This window comes from Paenibacillus sp. NFR01, assembly GCF_900111565.1.
Classification (GTDB): Bacteria; Bacillota; Bacilli; order Paenibacillales; family Paenibacillaceae; genus Paenibacillus_AQ.
Genome location: NZ_FOIK01000001.1, coordinates 1422159 through 1439653 on the forward strand (window position 1 = coordinate 1422159; position 17495 = coordinate 1439653).

The 17495-nt window shown below is 54.5% G+C and carries 18 protein-coding genes; 3 read left to right on the forward strand and 15 right to left on the reverse strand.

Translation table 11 applies throughout. From position 1 onward, the window contains the following. Nucleotides 1-194 precede the first annotated feature (194 nt). From BMW84_RS06485 to BMW84_RS06525, 9 genes are all read right to left on the reverse strand, one after another. Nucleotides 195-830 (reverse strand): NAD(P)-dependent oxidoreductase, encoded by a 636-nt coding sequence (locus tag BMW84_RS06485; protein WP_091065735.1) that lies wholly within the window; start codon nucleotides 828-830, stop codon nucleotides 195-197. Nucleotides 831-859: 29 nt separating this feature from the next. Then, nucleotides 860-1741, reverse strand: a complete 882-nt coding sequence (locus BMW84_RS06490) for a beta-1,6-N-acetylglucosaminyltransferase (protein ID WP_175498696.1) — start codon at nucleotides 1739-1741, stop codon at nucleotides 860-862. Between the two features lie 416 nt (nucleotides 1742-2157). Continuing rightward, nucleotides 2158-2580, reverse strand: a complete 423-nt coding sequence (locus BMW84_RS06495) for an Rrf2 family transcriptional regulator (RefSeq protein WP_091065741.1) — start codon at nucleotides 2578-2580, stop codon at nucleotides 2158-2160. A gap of 90 nt (nucleotides 2581-2670) precedes the next feature. Next, nucleotides 2671-3417 (reverse strand): type I methionyl aminopeptidase, encoded by a 747-nt coding sequence (gene map, locus BMW84_RS06500; protein WP_091065743.1) that lies wholly within the window; start codon nucleotides 3415-3417, stop codon nucleotides 2671-2673. Nucleotides 3418-3420: 3 nt separating this feature from the next. Then, nucleotides 3421-4425 (reverse strand): hypothetical protein, encoded by a 1005-nt coding sequence (locus BMW84_RS06505; protein ID WP_091065745.1) that lies wholly within the window; start codon nucleotides 4423-4425, stop codon nucleotides 3421-3423. Between the two features lie 71 nt (nucleotides 4426-4496). Beyond that, complete coding sequence (locus BMW84_RS06510) at nucleotides 4497-5300, reverse strand: AAC(3) family N-acetyltransferase (protein WP_091065748.1); 804 nt, start codon at nucleotides 5298-5300, stop codon at nucleotides 4497-4499. A gap of 127 nt (nucleotides 5301-5427) precedes the next feature. Further along, nucleotides 5428-6057, reverse strand: a complete 630-nt coding sequence (locus BMW84_RS06515) for an SGNH/GDSL hydrolase family protein (protein WP_091065751.1) — start codon at nucleotides 6055-6057, stop codon at nucleotides 5428-5430. Between the two features lie 123 nt (nucleotides 6058-6180). Beyond that, nucleotides 6181-7359, reverse strand: coding sequence for an NAD(P)/FAD-dependent oxidoreductase (locus BMW84_RS06520; protein ID WP_091065752.1), 1179 nt, complete (start codon nucleotides 7357-7359; stop codon nucleotides 6181-6183). Between the two features lie 40 nt (nucleotides 7360-7399). Next, nucleotides 7400-7822 (reverse strand): helical membrane plugin domain-containing protein, encoded by a 423-nt coding sequence (locus BMW84_RS06525; RefSeq protein WP_091065755.1) that lies wholly within the window; start codon nucleotides 7820-7822, stop codon nucleotides 7400-7402. A 316-nt stretch (nucleotides 7823-8138) separates the two neighbouring features. Here BMW84_RS06525 and BMW84_RS06530 point away from each other — a divergent pair, with 316 nt between their 5' ends. Then, the gene (locus BMW84_RS06530) at nucleotides 8139-8756 is read left to right on the forward strand and encodes a nitroreductase family protein (RefSeq protein WP_091065757.1); all 618 of its coding nucleotides are present in this window, start codon (nucleotides 8139-8141) and stop codon (nucleotides 8754-8756) included. Between the two features lie 37 nt (nucleotides 8757-8793). Here the strand turns inward: BMW84_RS06530 and BMW84_RS06535 are convergent, their stop codons facing one another. Next, nucleotides 8794-9384: a hypothetical protein gene (locus BMW84_RS06535; protein ID WP_091065760.1), complete on the reverse strand. Its 591-nt coding sequence runs from the start codon at nucleotides 9382-9384 to the stop codon at nucleotides 8794-8796. 612 nt (nucleotides 9385-9996) lie between these two features. Here BMW84_RS06535 and BMW84_RS06540 point away from each other — a divergent pair. After that, on the forward strand, nucleotides 9997-10797 hold the full coding sequence (locus BMW84_RS06540) for a class I SAM-dependent methyltransferase (protein ID WP_254772882.1): 801 nt from the start codon (nucleotides 9997-9999) through the stop codon (nucleotides 10795-10797). Between the two features lie 78 nt (nucleotides 10798-10875). Here BMW84_RS06540 and BMW84_RS06545 read toward each other — a convergent pair whose 3' ends face one another. Together BMW84_RS06545 and BMW84_RS06550 are read right to left on the reverse strand one after the other, a co-directional pair. Continuing rightward, on the reverse strand, nucleotides 10876-12375 hold the full coding sequence (locus BMW84_RS06545; RefSeq protein ID WP_091065762.1) for a DHA2 family efflux MFS transporter permease subunit: 1500 nt from the start codon (nucleotides 12373-12375) through the stop codon (nucleotides 10876-10878). Nucleotides 12376-12403: 28 nt separating this feature from the next. Then, a complete protein-coding gene (locus BMW84_RS06550; RefSeq protein WP_091065766.1) occupies nucleotides 12404-13030 on the reverse strand; it encodes a TetR/AcrR family transcriptional regulator in 627 nt (208 codons plus the stop codon). 252 nt (nucleotides 13031-13282) lie between these two features. Between BMW84_RS06550 and BMW84_RS06555 the strand changes: the two genes are divergently transcribed. Then, complete coding sequence (locus BMW84_RS06555) at nucleotides 13283-15388, forward strand: peptidoglycan D,D-transpeptidase FtsI family protein (protein ID WP_254772883.1); 2106 nt, start codon at nucleotides 13283-13285, stop codon at nucleotides 15386-15388. A 103-nt stretch (nucleotides 15389-15491) separates the two neighbouring features. Here BMW84_RS06555 and BMW84_RS06560 read toward each other — a convergent pair whose 3' ends face one another. From BMW84_RS06560 to BMW84_RS06570, 3 genes are read right to left on the reverse strand one after another with little or no spacing between them, the layout of a single operon-like run. Continuing rightward, nucleotides 15492-15932 carry a YhjD family protein gene (locus tag BMW84_RS06560; RefSeq protein ID WP_254772884.1) on the reverse strand — a complete coding sequence of 147 codons (441 nt, stop codon included), beginning with the start codon at nucleotides 15930-15932 and terminating at the stop codon, nucleotides 15492-15494. A 35-nt stretch (nucleotides 15933-15967) separates the two neighbouring features. Beyond that, nucleotides 15968-17224 carry a DNA polymerase IV gene (locus tag BMW84_RS06565; RefSeq protein ID WP_091065771.1) on the reverse strand — a complete coding sequence of 419 codons (1257 nt, stop codon included), beginning with the start codon at nucleotides 17222-17224 and terminating at the stop codon, nucleotides 15968-15970. Beyond that, nucleotides 17217-17414, reverse strand: a complete 198-nt coding sequence (locus BMW84_RS06570; RefSeq protein WP_091065774.1) for a hypothetical protein — start codon at nucleotides 17412-17414, stop codon at nucleotides 17217-17219. The genes BMW84_RS06565 and BMW84_RS06570 overlap by 8 nt, the downstream gene beginning before the upstream one ends. Between the last annotated feature and the right edge of the window lie 81 nt (nucleotides 17415-17495).

The window sequence follows — 17495 nt, forward strand, 5'->3', positions numbered from 1 at the left end:
TCCATGGTATGTATTACTTCTCCAGCAAAAATGCAGAAAGAGCCCGCAAATTGGCAGGCTCCTCCGGAAAAGCAGTATTTATTGGTAATCTCAGTATACATGTACCTATTGCAATTTGTAAACCTTAATCCGGGTTCCGCCGATCCGTAAAATCTTTCCGTTAGTCTAACCTTCGGCGGCATTTCTTATTCCGCTTACGATTCCGAAACGACGGTAAAACGTTCGCCGATATGCTGCGGATGCTCGATCTCATCCACGATGGCAATGGCATAATCGGCGTAGCTGACATAGCTTTCGCCTTTGGAGTTCACCAGCAGCCGGTCCTTGCCTTTCTCATATGTCCCCTTGCGCTCGCCCACGGCAAAGTTGGCCGACGGGCTGACAAAGGTCCACTTCAGGCCTTCCGTACCGCGAAGAATCTCCAGGTTTTTGCCTTGGTTGAGTGCCGTAGGCTTGACGAAGTCAGGAAAGTCGGGGGTATCGACCACGCGCAGCGTTTCGGCCTCGTCTACATACAGGCTGCCTGCGCCGCCGACCACGATCAGGCGCGTCTGCGGCACACCGCGCAGCGCTTCGATCAGCACGTTGCCGGCTTCGACATGCTGATGCTCCTGGCCGAAAGGCGCGCCGAAGGCGTTAACCACAACATCGTATTTTTGCAGGTCGTCCGCATTCAATGCAAAAATATCTTTTTCAACAACTGCGGCTCCCATACCCTCCACCTTCGACGCATCGCGTACGATCGCTGTTACCTGATGGCCTCTGCTTAGCGCTTCCTTGACGATTTCGCTGCCTGCCTTGCCGCTTGCTCCAATGACTGCAATATTCATGAGATTTGCCTCCTGTTATTGTCGCCGGCTTAAGCCAGCTTCATGTTTACAATTTCCTCGATAATGGCCCGGTCCACCTCAAGATCGAACTTGCGCGCCCAGAAGCAGCCTACCCCCTGCTCCTGAATCCGACTGTAATCCTCAAACCGCAGCGTGCGCGGATATTCCGGCCCCGTATCCCAATCTGTGTACCGCTTCACCTCATTAACCACATGCTCCCGGTAGGGACTGTTCATAATGATGCTGTGAAAAAAAATCTCGTCGCCGCAAAACGAGTTCCGGAAATGCTTGACGTACCCCGGAGATGTCCGCACATACTCAAGGATATACGCCATGCAGGCTCCGGTGAGACTCATCCAGTTGGAGCCTTTGTACAGCTCGCCGGGCAGATGCTTCAGGCTCCTCTGCAGGAAGGGGACCGACATCACCAGATTCATGTAGCGGTTGCGGATCTCTGCCGTCCGCAGCGATCGCGAGACCAGAAATTTCGGATAATACACGGATACTCTGTACATGCAGCCCCACATCTCCTTGTCATTCGGAAGACGCACGTACTTGAGATATTGTTGCCCCTCGTTGGCCTTAAAAAACTCCGCAATCGCCGTGTTCGAAACCAGCGGCAAATCCTGTCCGCTAAGAATATGGACATAGTTATAATTCCCATGCTCCGCAACAAGCTCAAAGCATTTGAGGATGCATTCGATCTGGGTGTAATGTCCCCAGCTTACTTCTGAAGGCCGGCGCACGAAATGCACGTCCTCGCGATGGACAATTTGCGCTTCGATGCCGCTTTTTTTATCCACATGCAGAAAAAACTCCACATGCTTATCGGTCAAGTCATCGATCAGAAGATTGATCTGCTCCGGGTTTTTGTGACACAGAATGACATATGCCATTTTGAATTCCTGCAAAAGTTTCACCCTTCCGCTATATTTTTCCATTAGTATAGCGAATTTGGCGGAGCCGGACAAGAAACGGTCACAAACCGCGGAAGTTTGTCTTCAGAATGATGATAGACTTCACTTGTAACAATATCTGTTACAGGTTTGAAATTAGTATAGCGCTCCACTCCGCAGGTGTCAACAGAATAAAAAAAAAGGACCCCGCCGGAGTCCGGCGGGGCCAAGGTCTATGATAAGGGGGTCATGGGATTACTATAACTTCCGAAGCTTAAAATCGGATGAAGAAGAAATAAAGGTTTGCTTAAATAACAAAAAACCCGCCGGGAGCGGCAGGTTTTTTGTTAAAACATATCCACTGGGGGGTGGAGTGACTTAACTATACCCCATGAACATGAAAGGAACATAAAATTCAGCTTAAAGTTTGCTTAACATATCGGCATTTGTTTGATTATTTGCCCCAGCGTAATTCCTCCAAGGGAATCTTCCATCGCCGATTGAGCCGCAGCAAAAACGGGAACGATCGCGCCGGCGATATTTTTACCTACCGGACAATCCGGATTGGGATGTTCATGCACCGCAAACAGGGAAGCTTCTTCCGCCGGATTCACGGCCTTGTAGATGTCGAGCAGCGTAATCTCGTCGGCCTTCCGCGTAAGCTTTGCACCGGCCACGCCGGGCCGCACCTCCACCAGCCCTGCTTTATGCAGCATTCCGGTAATCCGGCGAATGACTACCGGGTTGGTGTTGACGCTGGCCGCTATCCATTCGGAGGTGCTTTTCCCCTCCTTGTTGCTGTCGATCAAAGTCAATATATGAATCGCCACCGCAAACCGGGAGCTGATGCCCATGCCGATCTCTCCTTCTCTGGCGCTTGCTCATGCGCCGCCCGCTATCGATGCAACAATCATAGTTACATGAAGCGGCTTTGTCAATTCCGGTTAGGCGCTGGTTAAAATAATCGGCTCGCCTTTGGTTACGATGATCGTATGTTCGTATTGCGCCACCCGGCTATCTTTGCCGACGCTCAGCGTCCAGCCGTCCTTCTGCTGATCGGCGATAACCGCGCCGGTTGACAAGAAGGGCTCAATGGTGATGACCTGGCCTTCCTTGAGAATGCCATTTTGCCGCGGATCGAAGAACGGAAGGATCTCATGCGGCTGCTCATGCAGCGATTTGCCGATGCCATGGCTGCACAAATTCCGCACGACCTTATAGCCGTGCCGTTTCGCTTCGCTTTCCATCATCCGGCCGATTTCGTTCACCTTCATGCCTGCCCGAAGATGGGAAATGACGGCCAGCATTGTCGCTTCCGTGCTGCTGCACAGCCGCACCAACCGCTCGTCGTATGGCGGAAGCTGGAACGACACGCCGGCATCCGCGAAATATCCGTCCAGTTCGGCAGACACGTCGATATTGATTAAATCGCCTGCCTGAATCACCCGCTTGCCGGGAATGCCGTGCGCTACCTCCTCATTGATGCTGATGCAAGTGTGGCCCGGAAAATTATACACCAGCTTAGGTGCGGACTTTGCGCCAAAGCGCTTCAGCACCGCTGCGCCGATCTCATCCAGCTCCTTGGTCGTCATCCCTGCCTTCACGCTGCGCCGCATCTCGGCAATGGTCTGGCCGACCGCCTGCCCTGCCGCGCGCAGCCCTTTTAAATCACGTTCGTTTTTGCTTGTCATGGTTTAGTTTCCTCCGTTATTCATCCGCTCAAAGACCGTTCCGGTCCATTTGTAGGTATGCTCCACGTCTTGACCGAGCGAATTGTCGTAATATTCCGTTTTGAACCCGCCGGGTAGAGTGTCTAGTCTCGTGGAGTACGTATCCGGCGTGCTGATAAACAAGTCTGCCGCGCCCGCAACGGGTAGCTGCGCAATGGAATGGTCTTTACGCAGCGTGTACAGCCGGAACAGCGAGCCGTTGCTTGAGCCGTATTGCCCGATCGTAAAATCCGGGTCGCCGTCGCCGTTATAGTCACCGAACTGCAGTGCGAACATTTCCCCGAACCGCAGCGGCTCCGGATAGCCGGTTAGCGGATAGCTGCTGAGCCTTTTTCCTTGGTCATCCAGCACCGCCAGCCGGTAATTGCCGCTCCAACTGCGTCCGGCGAGTATCGACACCTGGCTCCAGTCTTCGCTGTACGTGCCGCTGACCAGTTCAAGGTTCAGAAACAGCGGACTGCCGGTCAGCGCGTGCAAATCGTTGCGCGACACGGTCACCGGTCCGGCAACCGTCACTTCGCCTGTCGGATCTCCGCTGTTCTCAACACCGCTGCCGTAAATCAGATCCCTCAGTTTATCCGCCCGGGCCGCAGGAATCGTATACCCGTTGGAAAAATGTTTCCCGGCAACGAGCAAGCCGGGCTGACCCTTCGCTTTGCCGAGAGACAGATCGTAATCCTGCGTGTAACCATCGCCGTAGGTCAGCCTCATGCTGAATTCGGCATCATAGTCCAGTTCTCCGCCGATCGGTTTGCTTTTATTCATCGCCGCCGCAAACAGGCTTACGGAGGTTTTGTCCGTAAAGAGCAAATTCAGCCCCGTTCTCCCCACCGGCGTATCGTCCAGCGAAATTTCGTCAATCCACCGGGCATTGATATACCCGAAGCCGTTCTGGCAACCTCCCAGAATCAATACCATTGCTGCCATAAATAAGATAAGGAGCAGCCGCCGGATAAGTTCCACCTCCACATCTATATGTATCCTTTTATTATAGCAGTCCTGGGGACCTGCTTTCCATCGTTATCCGGCATTCATTGTACTCAGACCCTGTTCCGGGTCATCCATTCCGCGGCCCAGTCCACAAACGGCCGCTGCGCGAGCAGCCGAACTTCGGCATTGCCGACGGTATGCACGCGCTGGCCTGTCGCCTGTTCATACGCAGTGCCCAGCTCTGCAAAATCGCTGTCATCCACCGCCATCGTCCGGTAAGTGACCCACTGCCGCTTGCCGTTCACCCGTATGGCGCTGCTCTCCTCGGTCCATGCTTTGGAGGCATAATCCGCCCGGGCTTCGGCCAGGTGCAGCGACGTGTTTTTGCCATAACCTACGCCGATCAGCAGCACATGACCGTTCAGACGGTACAAGCGGTCCAGCGGCGACCCGTCGCCAAATATATTGCTCAGATCATGATCCGCCGTCAAATCCTCCGCATATTTACCGACGGCGGCAAAGGAACGTGCCGGATGGTCCGAGCGCTGCGCGCCCGGCCAGGAGCGCAGCATCTCCGCCGCAACGCCCATTCCGATGGCCGGCGTAACCGCCTTGTCATACGCGGGCCAATGCTCCCGGATGACCGGCCACCATTCGACCGGCTCCTCCCAATGGACGCCTGTCTGCGGATCGAGGTTTTTCCACGTCTGCGACGGCATCATCAGTGTACCTTCTTCGCCTACGAGCTCAAGCAGCGCACGAATCAGCGTCTCGGCTCCGCCCACGACAAATCCGAGCCTGGACAGCGAGGCGTGCACGATCAGATGCTGGCCCTTCGCCACCCCGCAGGCGCGGAAGCCTTTCATCAAATCCTCCTGCGTTAAAATCGCTCTTTCCTGCTTCTTTTCGTTCATCCTTGTCTCCACCTTTCATCTAAATAGAATAAAAAAACAACCCCGCAACTGGCTGCGGGGTTGTTCCGGTGAACCGGGAAAACATTGCCCTTGAGTTAAGTATAAGGCGGTCCGCTGTATGCGGAAATTAACGGATGGCGCCGACCGTCCGCAGCCAGGCATCGGTAATCAGGGCGTGGCCGGCTTCCGTCGGATGCACGCCGTCATACGCCCAGTACGCCGGCTCCGCCTTGACCGAAGCGGCGGCAAACAAGCCGTCCAGCGGAACAAGAGGCGCGCCGTATTCGCGCGCAAGCTCGCGGATGACATGGATTTTCGGATCGAGATCCACCCGCCAGCCTTTGCGGTCCTCGGGTACCGGAAGCACGAACGGCTCGACCAGCACCAGCTTCGCGTCCAGCTCGCGTTTGGTGCGCTCGATAAGGCCGCGGTACATCGCTTCGAACTCGGCGGCCGATGTCTCCTGGCCGGAATCGTACCAGCGCCAGGTATCGTTGATGCCGATGTAGATGGATACCCAGGTCGGCTTCAGCTCCAGGCAATCCTTATCCCATCGCTCCTGCAAATCCGATATTCGGTTGCCGCCGATGCCGCGGTTGATGAATTTCAAATTCAGCTCCGGATACAGAAACCCGAGCCGTGCCGACGTCATCAGCGCGTAGCCGGTCCCCAGCGAAGCCGGATTGCTCCAGTCTCTTCCCCAATCGGTAATGCTGTCGCCTTGAAACAAAATCACGTCATTTGGTTGAAATGGCATTGCGAATCCTCCTATGTACACAAAAAAATTAGCGTTTTCGCTCGCCCATATTATAACAAATCGCGATCCGTTAGCGTACAAAAAAATCCCGGCGCGCCAAAGCTTGCCGGGATTCCTTTAATCTTAATAGGCCAGGCTGAACAGACCCTTGATATGGCTCAGATAACGGATGTTGCTCGCTTCCTTCATCATCGTGGCCGGCAGCCCGCGCAGCGGCGTGGAGTGCCCGCCCACGATGGCTACGCCGTCCTTGCGGCCCAGGCTGGCCAGCGTACCGGAATTCACCGGGCTGAAGGTCTCCAGCGACTGGCCGTTCAGATAAGCATAAAGGTTATAGCCGATCAATTCGCCCATCTGCCAGGCAATCTGTGCCGTCGGCGGATACGGACGTCCGTCCGGCCCAAAGTATACGGCACTGTCCCCGGCAACGAACACATCCGGATGGGATGCCGATTGCAGGAAGTTGTTCACCGTGGCACGGCCGCGGTTCACTTCCAGACCGGATTCGCCGACCAGCGGATGACCCTGCACGCCGCCGGTCCAGACGAATGTATTCGCGATCACTTTCTGTCCGTCCTTCAGTTGAATCACATTGTGGTCGACATTGGTTACGGCCAGGCCCGTCAGGAACTGCACGCCGCGTTTTTCGAGGCTTGCCGTTGCGCGCTCGATCAGTGCATCGGGCAGCACCGGGAGAATTTTCGGACCGGCTTCGACGAGCAGCAGCTTGATTTCCTTGGCGTCGACGCCGTATTTTTTAGTCAGCTGCGGCATCATGTCCGCAATCTCGCCGACCAGTTCAACGCCGGTCAGACCGCCGCCGCCGATCAGAATGGTTGCATCCGCGGGATTCTTGCTTTTCGCGTATTCGGCGATCCGCTCTTCGATGTGCGCGTGGACCTTATTGGCATCATTGGCCGATTTAAGCACCATGCTGTACTGCTCCAGGCCCGGAATGCCGAAATAAGCGGTTACGCTGCCGAGACCGACGACCAGCGCGTCGTAGCTCAGCGCCTCGCCGTTGCTCAGTTCCACTTTTTTGTTATCGACCGAAAAGGTTTTGACTTTCGCAATCTTCAAATCGATGTCCTTGCCGGCAAACAGCTTCGCCAGCGGCATAGCGACAGCTTTCTCCGACACATTGCCTGCAGCCAGCCGGTGCAATTCAGTTATGATCTGGTGGGTCGGGTATTGGTTGATCACGGTTACTCTGGCATCGGACTTGCTTATATATTTGCGCACGGTTAGCGCGCTCAGCAACCCGCCGTAGCCCGCTCCAAGAATGACGATATGTTTTGACATTTATAGTTCCTCCGTTCTTACGTATAAAAGTTGTATGCTGCTATTTCGTTGCGCTGCGTTCGCCGGACACTTGCAGGAAAGCGTTCATGAAACGGAGCATCTTCTGCACTTGAGGATCTTTGAGCATCTTCATTAAGCCGAATACGGTGATGTTCTCGTTGCTCGTTTCCGCCCGGTCCTTCGCTTCGATCACATTCGCGGCCAGGTGTTTAACCGAATGCACGACCGGTTCGGCCACTTCTTTGATCGCACCAACCGTGTCGCTCTTCAGCACTTCATCGCTGGCGACCGATTGTACAAATTGGGCCGATTTCGTTAACATGCCGACAAGCTTCGTAATTTGCGGAAGCTGTTCAATCAGCTCGGTAAGCGAGGCTTGAACCTCGGGCTTCAACAGCTGATCCAGAACCTGATCGCGGCTGTATGCCTGTTCCGGTTGGGTTTGAGTAATGGTTTCTGACATGTGGAATTCTCCTTTTCAATGGACTGTAGCTGCTTCATACGATGGCGCAAGCTCTATTCCATTATTATAGCACTTATCATGTTATAAATGTCACAATCTTTTCTCTTTATAATCTCATTTTGTGATTATAATCACTTCTTTTCTAAATATTATTCGTCTTTTCGACAAAATAATTAAAAATTCGATTTTTGTGAATTAAATCACAGAAACACCACCTAATACTATTGTATTTTAAGTGAGTAACAATTAGTTAGTTCATTTATTTTATCAAGATGGTATTATGAGAGTAACTCTACATTACATAGGAGGTTTTTATATGTCGGCATTTACGGAATTGGTGCAGCAGCGCAGATCGGCAATGAATTTTATCGAGGGGGTCGCGATTTCCCGCGAAGAGCTAGAAGAGATGTTCCTGTTGTCCCGGCTGGCCCCGTCCGCTTTTAACTTGCAGCATACGCATTATGCGGTCGTCACGGATGAGAAGCTGAAGGAACAAATCCGCGAAGACGCCAATGGGCAATACAAAGTACATACGGCTTCCGCGGTGATCGTCGTGCTCGGGGACAAAAAAGCCTACTTGCAGGCTCCGGAAATCTACGGCGGCCTGAAAATGCTGGGGGCCATGAGCGAAGCGGAATTTAATGAAACGGTCGACAGCATCAATAATATGTATGAGGGGAACGACGGCCTGCAGCGCGATGAAGCGATCCGCAGCGCCTCCCTGTCGGCCATGCAGTTTATGCTGATCGCCAAGGACCGGGGCTGGGACACCTGCCCGATGATCGGCTTCGACGCGGAAGCGGTCAAAAAGACCTTGAACCTGGAGGATCATCTGGTGCCGGTCATGCTGATAACCATCGGCAAGGACAACCAGCATAAGATCCGTCCGCGCGGCTACCGCAAGCCGGTCAACGAATTCGTGGAGTTTTATTGAGCGGACAAGCTTTACTCTTGAAAAAAACGGGAAGAGCCTATTGCTCTTCCCTATTTTTTTTCGGGTACCGGCAGTACTGTAAAATGGCAATCGCTGCCCGTTCCCGGCGCTCGGGATTCTCGCTGCGCAGCGCCGCTTTCAGGACGGCCAGCGCTTCGCGTACGGTCTCTTCGTCCACCATTACTCCGGTTGTGCCCGGTCCCTGGTTCTCCGCGGGTGTTCCGGCTTCGGTAAACCACAGGTCCATCCGTCCCGCAGGCAGCGGCCCGGGGTATTCTGCAACGGGAGCCATGTCGTCCAGAAAATGCCGCAAAGCCGGATTCAGGGCCGTCCGGGCAGCACTTTTCAGCCAGGTTACTCCCCGCCTGTGGCCTAATCCTTCCCCCGCTCCATCCGAGACTTCATCAAAGAAATAATCGCCCAGATCCCCGAGATATGCCCATTCTTGATCGGCAACGATTATATAATCTCCGTCCTGCATGCCATGTTCGAATAGCCTTAGAGCCTCTGCCGCCTCCGGCGTCAAAGCCGCCTGTCCGGCAAATCCGGGGCTGACGAAATTGTCGTCCAAAAACTTGCGCAGCCGTTTCTCTTCAGGCTGCGGCAGGGTGATGCGAAACAGTTTCATCGTGTACCTCTTTTCCACCAATTACATTCTTTTCTCTATTATAACGCGTACAACCCCAAGAGTTGAGACAAGGTCCAAAAAGTAAGAAATCGTGAGCATAATAGCGCTTTCAATGGATTTTTTCTGCAAAATTCTCCAAATTTAAAGGATAGGCGCTTTTACAAATCGCGGGAATCGGGGTATACTTTAGACATCAACTCAAGGATATCGACACTGCTAGAAGGAAAGCCTGAAGGGGCATTTACTCTTCAACGCAATCTTTGGCCGTGCAACCTCGAGCTTGAGACTATATCTTTGATCCTGACGTAAGGATTTCAATCTGTTCCGGAACGACATGGTAGAGCTTCTTCAAGCTCAAATGCCAGACGAATTCCAATCGTTGCCAGAGAATAGATTAGAGAAGACTTATACGCACAGGATAGGCAAATCTACTGCCGGCTCAGACGATTTCTATCGAATGAGAACAAAGGATAGGATAAGGAGTCTGGGAAAAACATGGGTATAGTGCAAAGAGCATAAACCTCCGTGTTGACGAAATGTCAATCATGGAGGTTTATGTGTGTTTGCCTAGTAATATCCCCCAACCTTAAATAATCCTTACAGGAGGCCGCGATGCAGGAAGAACGGGTCATGGCGAACAAAATCGCGTGGGAAACGAAGGCCTATCGGGCATGGCTTCACAAATTCGGTACGCCCGCCGAGCTTGCGGAGGATTTGAAAAAGAGTAATAGGCATTATCTGCGTCATTGGTTGAAATACATAGGCGATCCTGCAGGCAAACGGGTTCTGAACCTTCTCGGTTCCAACGGCGTAAAGGCGATCGCTTTGGCTTTGCTTGGCGCCGATGTCACGGTCGTCGACCTTTCGGAAGAAAACCGGCGGTATGCGGCCGAGGTTAGCTCCGCCGCCGGCGTAAAGCTGGATTATATCTGTTCGGATGTGCTCCATATCCCTGATGAGGAAGCGCTCGGGACGTTTGACATCGTATTAATGGAGTTTGGAATCCTGCATTACTTTACCGACTTGCCCTCCCTTTTCTCTGTCACCAGGCGCCGGCTGCGCCCGGGAGCCCGGCTTCTGCTGACCGACTTTCATCCTTTTGCCCGTACATGGGCTAGTACCTATAATCTAAAAAATCCAACCGGCAATTATTTCCACACGGACATTTATGAAGACGAGGTCGCGTTCGCCAAGCTGTTGCCTGAAGAAGAACGCACGGGACTGGGCAAAGTATTGTGCCGGAGCTGGACGGTCGGGGAGATCATCTCCGCCGTAGGATCGGCAGGCTTGTACATCCGTAAATTCGAAGAAATCGCAAGTCCGGACAATCCGCGGATTCCTGAATTTTTTACGATCGTTGCGGACCGGGTGGATGCGCAATTGCCTTCGCTCCTCCCGGACGGTGTAAAATAATGCAAAAAAAGAGCCACCCTCCAAGGGATGGCTCTTCTTATTCATGCACCGATCGGCAGCCGTGAAGGCCGGCGGGCCTTAATGCCCCGCCATCATCGCGGCGTTCGCCTGCGGGTCATCCTGCTTCTGCGCAGAAGCCGCCGCTTTCGGTCTGCGCAGAATCAAGCTGAGCACAATGCCGCCGATTGCTACGCAGGAGGAGAGCAGGAATACGTCGTTAAAGCCCTGAACCGCTGCAACCAGCGGATTGCCGCCGTTTCCGGCTGCCGCTGCGGTATGCGCGGCGATCCGGTTCGTCAGGTAGCCGGTCATACCGGCTACGGCGAAGGATACGACGACTTGCTGCGCAGCCGTCGTCAGCGGCGTAACCCGTCCGACCCACTCGCGCGGCGCGGAGTTCAGCACATGCGTGTTGACCGGCATCATGGTCAGACCCATGCCCAGACCCATCATGGCCAGGCACATCATGATAAACGGCAGCGTCGTATCGGCGGAAATGCCGGACAGCAGGTACAATCCGCCCGAAATGATGCTCAGACCGACGAAAGCCAGCGGTCTTGCTCCAATCTTGTCAAACAGCCGTCCGCCGATCGGCATGCCGATCCCGGAGGCCAGCGCCTGCGGCAGCAGGATCAGGCCGGTCTCCAGCGGCGTATACTGGCGAATCTGCTGCAGGTACAGCGGCGTGAACAGCATGGAGCCGAACAGCGCGGCCTGCGTCACCCACGACAGGATGATGCCGCGGGTAAAGTCCGAAGAGCGGAAAACGCGCAGCTCAAGCAGCGGGTATTTTTGCATCAGCTCGACAATCACGAAGATCACCAGCGCTACGCCGCCGACGGACAATCCCCAGACGGCGCCGGAGGTGCCCCAGCCTTCGCTCCCGCCCTGGTTGACGCCATAGGCCAGACTGGCGAAAGCGATCGGCGCGAGAATCATGCCGACAATATCGAGATGCGGCGTTTGTTTCGTTTCGGTCTTCGGCAAAAATCTGGCGCCCATAATGACGCCGACAATCCCGATCGGCAGGTTGATCAGGAAGATCCAGTGCCAGCTCACATATTCGACCAGCCAGCCGGATAATACCGGACCGAGCGCCGGAGCCAGCAGCATCGGAATGCCCAGCATCCCCATGATGGAGCCGCGGCGTTCCGGCGGAGCCAGTCTGAACACCATCGCCATCCCGATCGGCGCGACCATCCCGCCGCCCAAACCTTGAATGACGCGGAAAATAATCAATTGGCTCGACGTTTGCGCTAGAGAACACAATACGGAGCCCAGAACGAACATGGTGATGGTCGTCAGGAAGACCCTTTTCGAGCCGAACTTATCCGTCATCCAGCCGGCCAGCGGAATAACCGCCGACAGCGCCAGCGTATAACCGGTAATGGCCCACTGCACTGTTTTCAAATCCGATTTGAAATATTCCACCAGATTCGGCACAGCTACATTGACCGCTGTACTATCCAGAATAACCATAATCATGCCGACGACAATCGCGAGCAGCGGCGGCAAAATCGCCTTCAGCGAGAACGGCTGCTCTTGGGGGGCGCCCGTCACCTTTGCTGATTCAGTCATAATTTTCTCCCACTCATTTCTCTGTGTTTTATTGGTATTTGTAAAAATATCGGTCGAACAGCTCATCCACCTGCTCTTCGATGGAAGGCAGCTTGAATTGCGGGCGGTCATCATCCTCGCCCTTCGGCATCACATGCAGCATAAACGCCGGAAGCACCACGGCGCCGTACAATTGCATGATCATCGTCATAATCTTGTCTTCATCCGGTTCCTGCGTAATCTCCCGCACGGCATTGATGATCTTCTGCATCTTCATCATTTTCCGGTAGCGGACATATTTATCCTGTGAGCCCATGATCTTCGGGGTCTGATCAAACATCTGCCGGGCCAGGCCGGGATATTGCTGGAGCTTGTAGATATAGCGGATAAAGAACATCTTCAGCCGCTCCCGCGGCTCTACGCCCTCATCCTCAATCACGCCGAAAGCATCGTCGAACGTCGACACCAGCATCCGCGCGGCATCTCCGAGCAAATTCTCCTTCGACCCGTAGTGATAGTTCACAAGCGCCAGGTTGATATTCGCTTTACTGGCAATTCTCCGCAACGTCGCACAAGAAAACCCTTCTTCCCGGATCAGCTCCACGGTGGCATCGAGAATCGCTTGCTTCGTGTCCTTGTCTTCTGCAGAGGCTGCAATGTCGCCTTCCCGTTTCATTTTCCGGTTAACCTCCTTCCGCTCAGACTAATCACCGTTTTAAACACTGTTTAACTCATGCTTAATTTACTCTCCTACCGGGCGGATGTCAACCCCCAAATCTCCCCCTGACCCGCCACGCCCATGCATGATTTTTCAATTTAGCCATTGGCTTCCACCTGATTTGGGAATACAATTAATTCCAAAGGCACTCATTTCATAGACTCAGAGGAACCTTATAATTCTTGTGTGTTAAAAAAGGAGCGACTCCACTTGAGCTTTTTCCGCCAGCCTCATCTTCCGCCGAAGGAAGGCAAACCAGGCCCTGCGCTTTCCTTGCGGATTAACGTGTTTTTCTTCGGGACGTTTGTTATTTTCTGCGTCATCCTCATCCGGCTGGCCATGCTGCAATTCGTGGAAGGAGCCACGCTGACGGAGGTGGAGACGAATCAAAATACAAAGGTCATTCCGCTGACGGCTACGCGGGGCTCGATTCTTGCCGCCGCCGGCGAAAAAATCGCCTACTCCACCGCTACCCAGTCGCTCTATTTCACCTTGACCGGCGAATATACCAGGAAGCAAAAAGATAAAGTGACCGGAATTACGGAATATACCCCGGAAGCCAAAGCGAAGGTCAATGCGCTTGCAGCCGATCTTGTGAAGATATTTAACCAATACGGCGATCCGTCCGCGAATAAACCGACCGTCCAGGAGGTGAAAGACTCCTTCGACCTGGAATTCCGCAAATATAACGGCTACACCCCGCGGCGGATCAAAGAACAATTGTCCACGAAGGAAATCGCTTATTTCATGGAGCACAAAAATCAATACCCCGGGCTTCAGGTTGTCGAAGAGAGCGTGCGGAACTATGCGCCGGGCACCGTCGCCGTTCAGACCGTGGGGTATTTGAAGCTTTTCAAAAATTCGAACAGCCTCGATATGTATCAGCAGATTCTTACCACCCCGGCCAGCGAAACGCCGCCTGGACTGATGTACAAGGATGACGAATATGTCGGCTTCGACGGTCTGGAACGCCAGTACCAGAAGGAGCTGCGCGGCGAAAACGGGTACATGGTCGTTTCAGTCGATCCGCAAAATATGGCCAAAGACGTAGAAGGCGTCGTCCCGCCGGTTAAAGGCGAAGATATCTGGATGACCATCAACAAAAACGTGCAGCTTAAAACGGAACAGGCGATTACGGATCAGCTGCAGTGGCTGCATACGCATCCTGTTCAAGGAGACCTCCATCCCAATGCCCAGACGGGGTATGCAGTGGCGATGGAAGTCGATACCGGCCACGTCGTCGCCATGGCCAGCATGCCGGATTACGACACGAACAAATGGATGGACGGCACGATTACGGAGATTTGGGATCAAATCTCGAACAATTATTTTAACGGAACGATTACTCCGATCACTTCGGGACGGTCCAAAAACAACTTCGAATCGACCGTTCTGCTCGGCTCCACCATCAAACCGCTCAGCGTGCTGATCGGCCTGAACGAAAAGCTCTTTACCACGACGGACAAATATTCGGATACCGGGATCGCCTATTTCGGCAAAGCCGGTCATGAAACCAGCGTACGCAACGCCTCCGGCCACGTCTACGGTCGCATGGACCCGGCCCAGGCCATCCAGCAGTCCTCCAACGTGTTTATGGTAGATATGGTGGGCAAACCGTTATACCTGAAATACGGCTCGGACGGCATCGGCGTGTGGGATAAATACATGAAGGAATTCGGCCTCGGCGTCTCCACCGGCGTCGACCTGCCCGGCGAACACCGCGGCTTGATCGAATATACGAACATCGAAGCGGCGGGCAGCCCGCAGGCGGCGCTGGTGTATGCCTCGTTCGGCCAGCAGGGCAGATACACCGCGCTCCAGCTGGTTCAATACGCAGCAACCCTTGCCAATAAAGGCGAACGGATCAAACCGCATCTGGTCAGCAAAATCACGGATTCATCGGGGGCCGTCGTCCAAACCTTCGGCCGCGAAGTGCTGAACACGGTGAAGATGAACGACGCTTATTGGGAAGAAGTGAAAAAAGGGATGAGCAGTAAGGTCGACGCTTTCGCCGACTTCCCGTACGATTTCGCCCGCAAGACCGGGACCTCCCAGCAGGATTACTACGACAAATACGGCAAACACACCGTCGACAACGGCGTGTTTATCGCTTACGCGCCTCGGGAGCATCCGAAGCTGGCTGTCGCGGTGGTCATTCCCGAAGGCGGGTTCGGCTCGAACAGCGCCGCTCCGGTCGCCCGTAAAATTTTCGATGCCTACGACTGGGAATACGGCCTGAACGGCGTGCCGAAGAAAACCATAGCCCCGGTCCAGACCCCGGTCCCTGCGGGAACGGAAGCGCCGAAGCAGCCGTAAGCCAAACGAACTTTGGGATCTCCCCCCGTAAATTCCGCGAAGGCCATATGCCAGGCATATACAACAAAGAGTGAGGGTCAGTCCCGCGGCAGGCGGGACACCGTCACTTCAAATACTCTTTCAAAAACGCCCCCAGCTCGGAGGTGTACCGGGTCAGCCGCAGGCTGATCTCGGAACGCATCACGTCCCGGGTCATGCCGAACCGCTCCTGGTACCCGCGGAAAAAGATTTTGTAATAAATCAGGATGTCCTCCTGCTCATCCGCGATCACCCGGATATTCCGCTGCTTCAGCTCGCGCTGCAGCCGGTAGGTATCCTGCATGATCCGGTGCTGGATGCACCGGCCGGCCATGACGTATGTCCGGGTAAGCAGGCTGCCCGACCGTTCGATCTCTTCGATGCTCTTGCCGACCATCGTATCGATAAAAGGAAGCAGGATGAGGTCCCGGATCATCGTGCGTTCCTTGACCGTGATCATATTCCCCCCTTGTTCTTCTTCCTTGTCCTGCTGTTCGTATTGCTCCACATGTTCGGTCATAATCATCTTTGATTTCCACCTCTCGTTTCCGTCCAGTTTGCTCACTTGTAATGCCCCCCTATCTGCTCGGCCCGTTCCAGCGCAACGCCCGATTCCAGCAAGGAGGAGGCCCGGAGAAGCGCCTTGCTGCCGTATCTCGTTTTGATCTGGTCGATGGCCCGCTCTCTGTTGTATGCGCGGACGCGGTCGTCGAACAAGGTAAGCTGCATGAACCGGTCGTCGGTCAGCTCCGAGATGGAGACGGCCAGCCGGCTGAGCGGCATTCCGGTCCAGTTCTCCGTAAACAGCCGGTAGGCCGCGGCCGCCACTTCATGCGTCAGCGACGACGGCTGCGGCAGGGTCATTTGCCGGCTGTAGCTGCTTGAGCGGTTCCCGTCCGTCTCCACGATCGACACCGTGACCACGGAGCCCATGTACCGGTATCTCCGGGCCCGCTGGCATACCTCGATGACCAGCTCCAGCAGCACGACCTCGATCTCGGTCAGCCGGGTGTACAGATTCCAGCGCAGCGCCTTGCCGTGCCCGACCGATTTGATCTGATGGCGGATGCCCGTCACGACCGGGCTCGGGTCGATGCCGCGCGCCGTCTGCCAGTAATATTCCGCCTGGATGTCGCTCTGCTTGCCCATGGTCATCCGCATCCGCCGCTTCAGCTCCGGCAGCTCCATGCGGGCGATCTCCCCGATCGTCGTGATGCCCATGCGGTAAAAGTTTTTGGTCATCCGGCCGGCCACCATAAACATCTCGTGAACCGGAAGCGGCCAGAGCTCCTGCTCGATATTATCCTCATCCAGCCGGAAGACGCCATCGGGCCGGCGTTTGGCGAGGTTATTGGCCATCTTCGCCAAAATTTTGGTCGGGCCGATCCCGACCCGCGTGTTGACCCCAGTGGAGAGCCGCACATGATTCTGGATGCTTTGGATGATTTCCGGCAGTCCGCGGAAATAGGAAAGCGAGCCGGTTACATCGAGAAACTGTTCGTCGATGCTGTACGGCTCCACCAAATCGGTGTAGGTCTGGTATATTTCCGAAATCAGCAGCGATACTTTAATATAGGTGGCCATACGCGGCCGGATAACGATAAGCTCCGGGCATTTGGTCTTCGCCTCGCCCACCCGCGAAGCGGTCGTGACGCCTTGCGCCTTGGCCAGCGGGCAGGCGGCCAGCACAATGCCGTTCATCCGCGTCGGATCGCCCACGGCCACGGGTTTATCCTGATATTCGGGATGGGCCGCTTTCTCGACGCTGGCGTAAAAGGATTGGCAGTCCGACAGCAAAATCATCCGCTCTTTAGGCATGGCGCTGCTCCTTTGCCGGCTGCCAGGCCAGAATGCAGGAGAGCAGAAACACCCGCGGGGCCCCCGTCGTCAGGCAGGTCGCCCGGATGCGGCCGTCGCGGATGCCGAGCACCTTGATTGTACGCTGTGTTATTTTTCCAGACTTATCCATATATACAATTTCGACGATTTGACCCAATCGAATATGCATGCCGATCGCCTCCAAGATATGAGAACACTTGTTTGTATCATATTATATGCGAACATCCGTTCTTTATTCAATGGTAAAAAA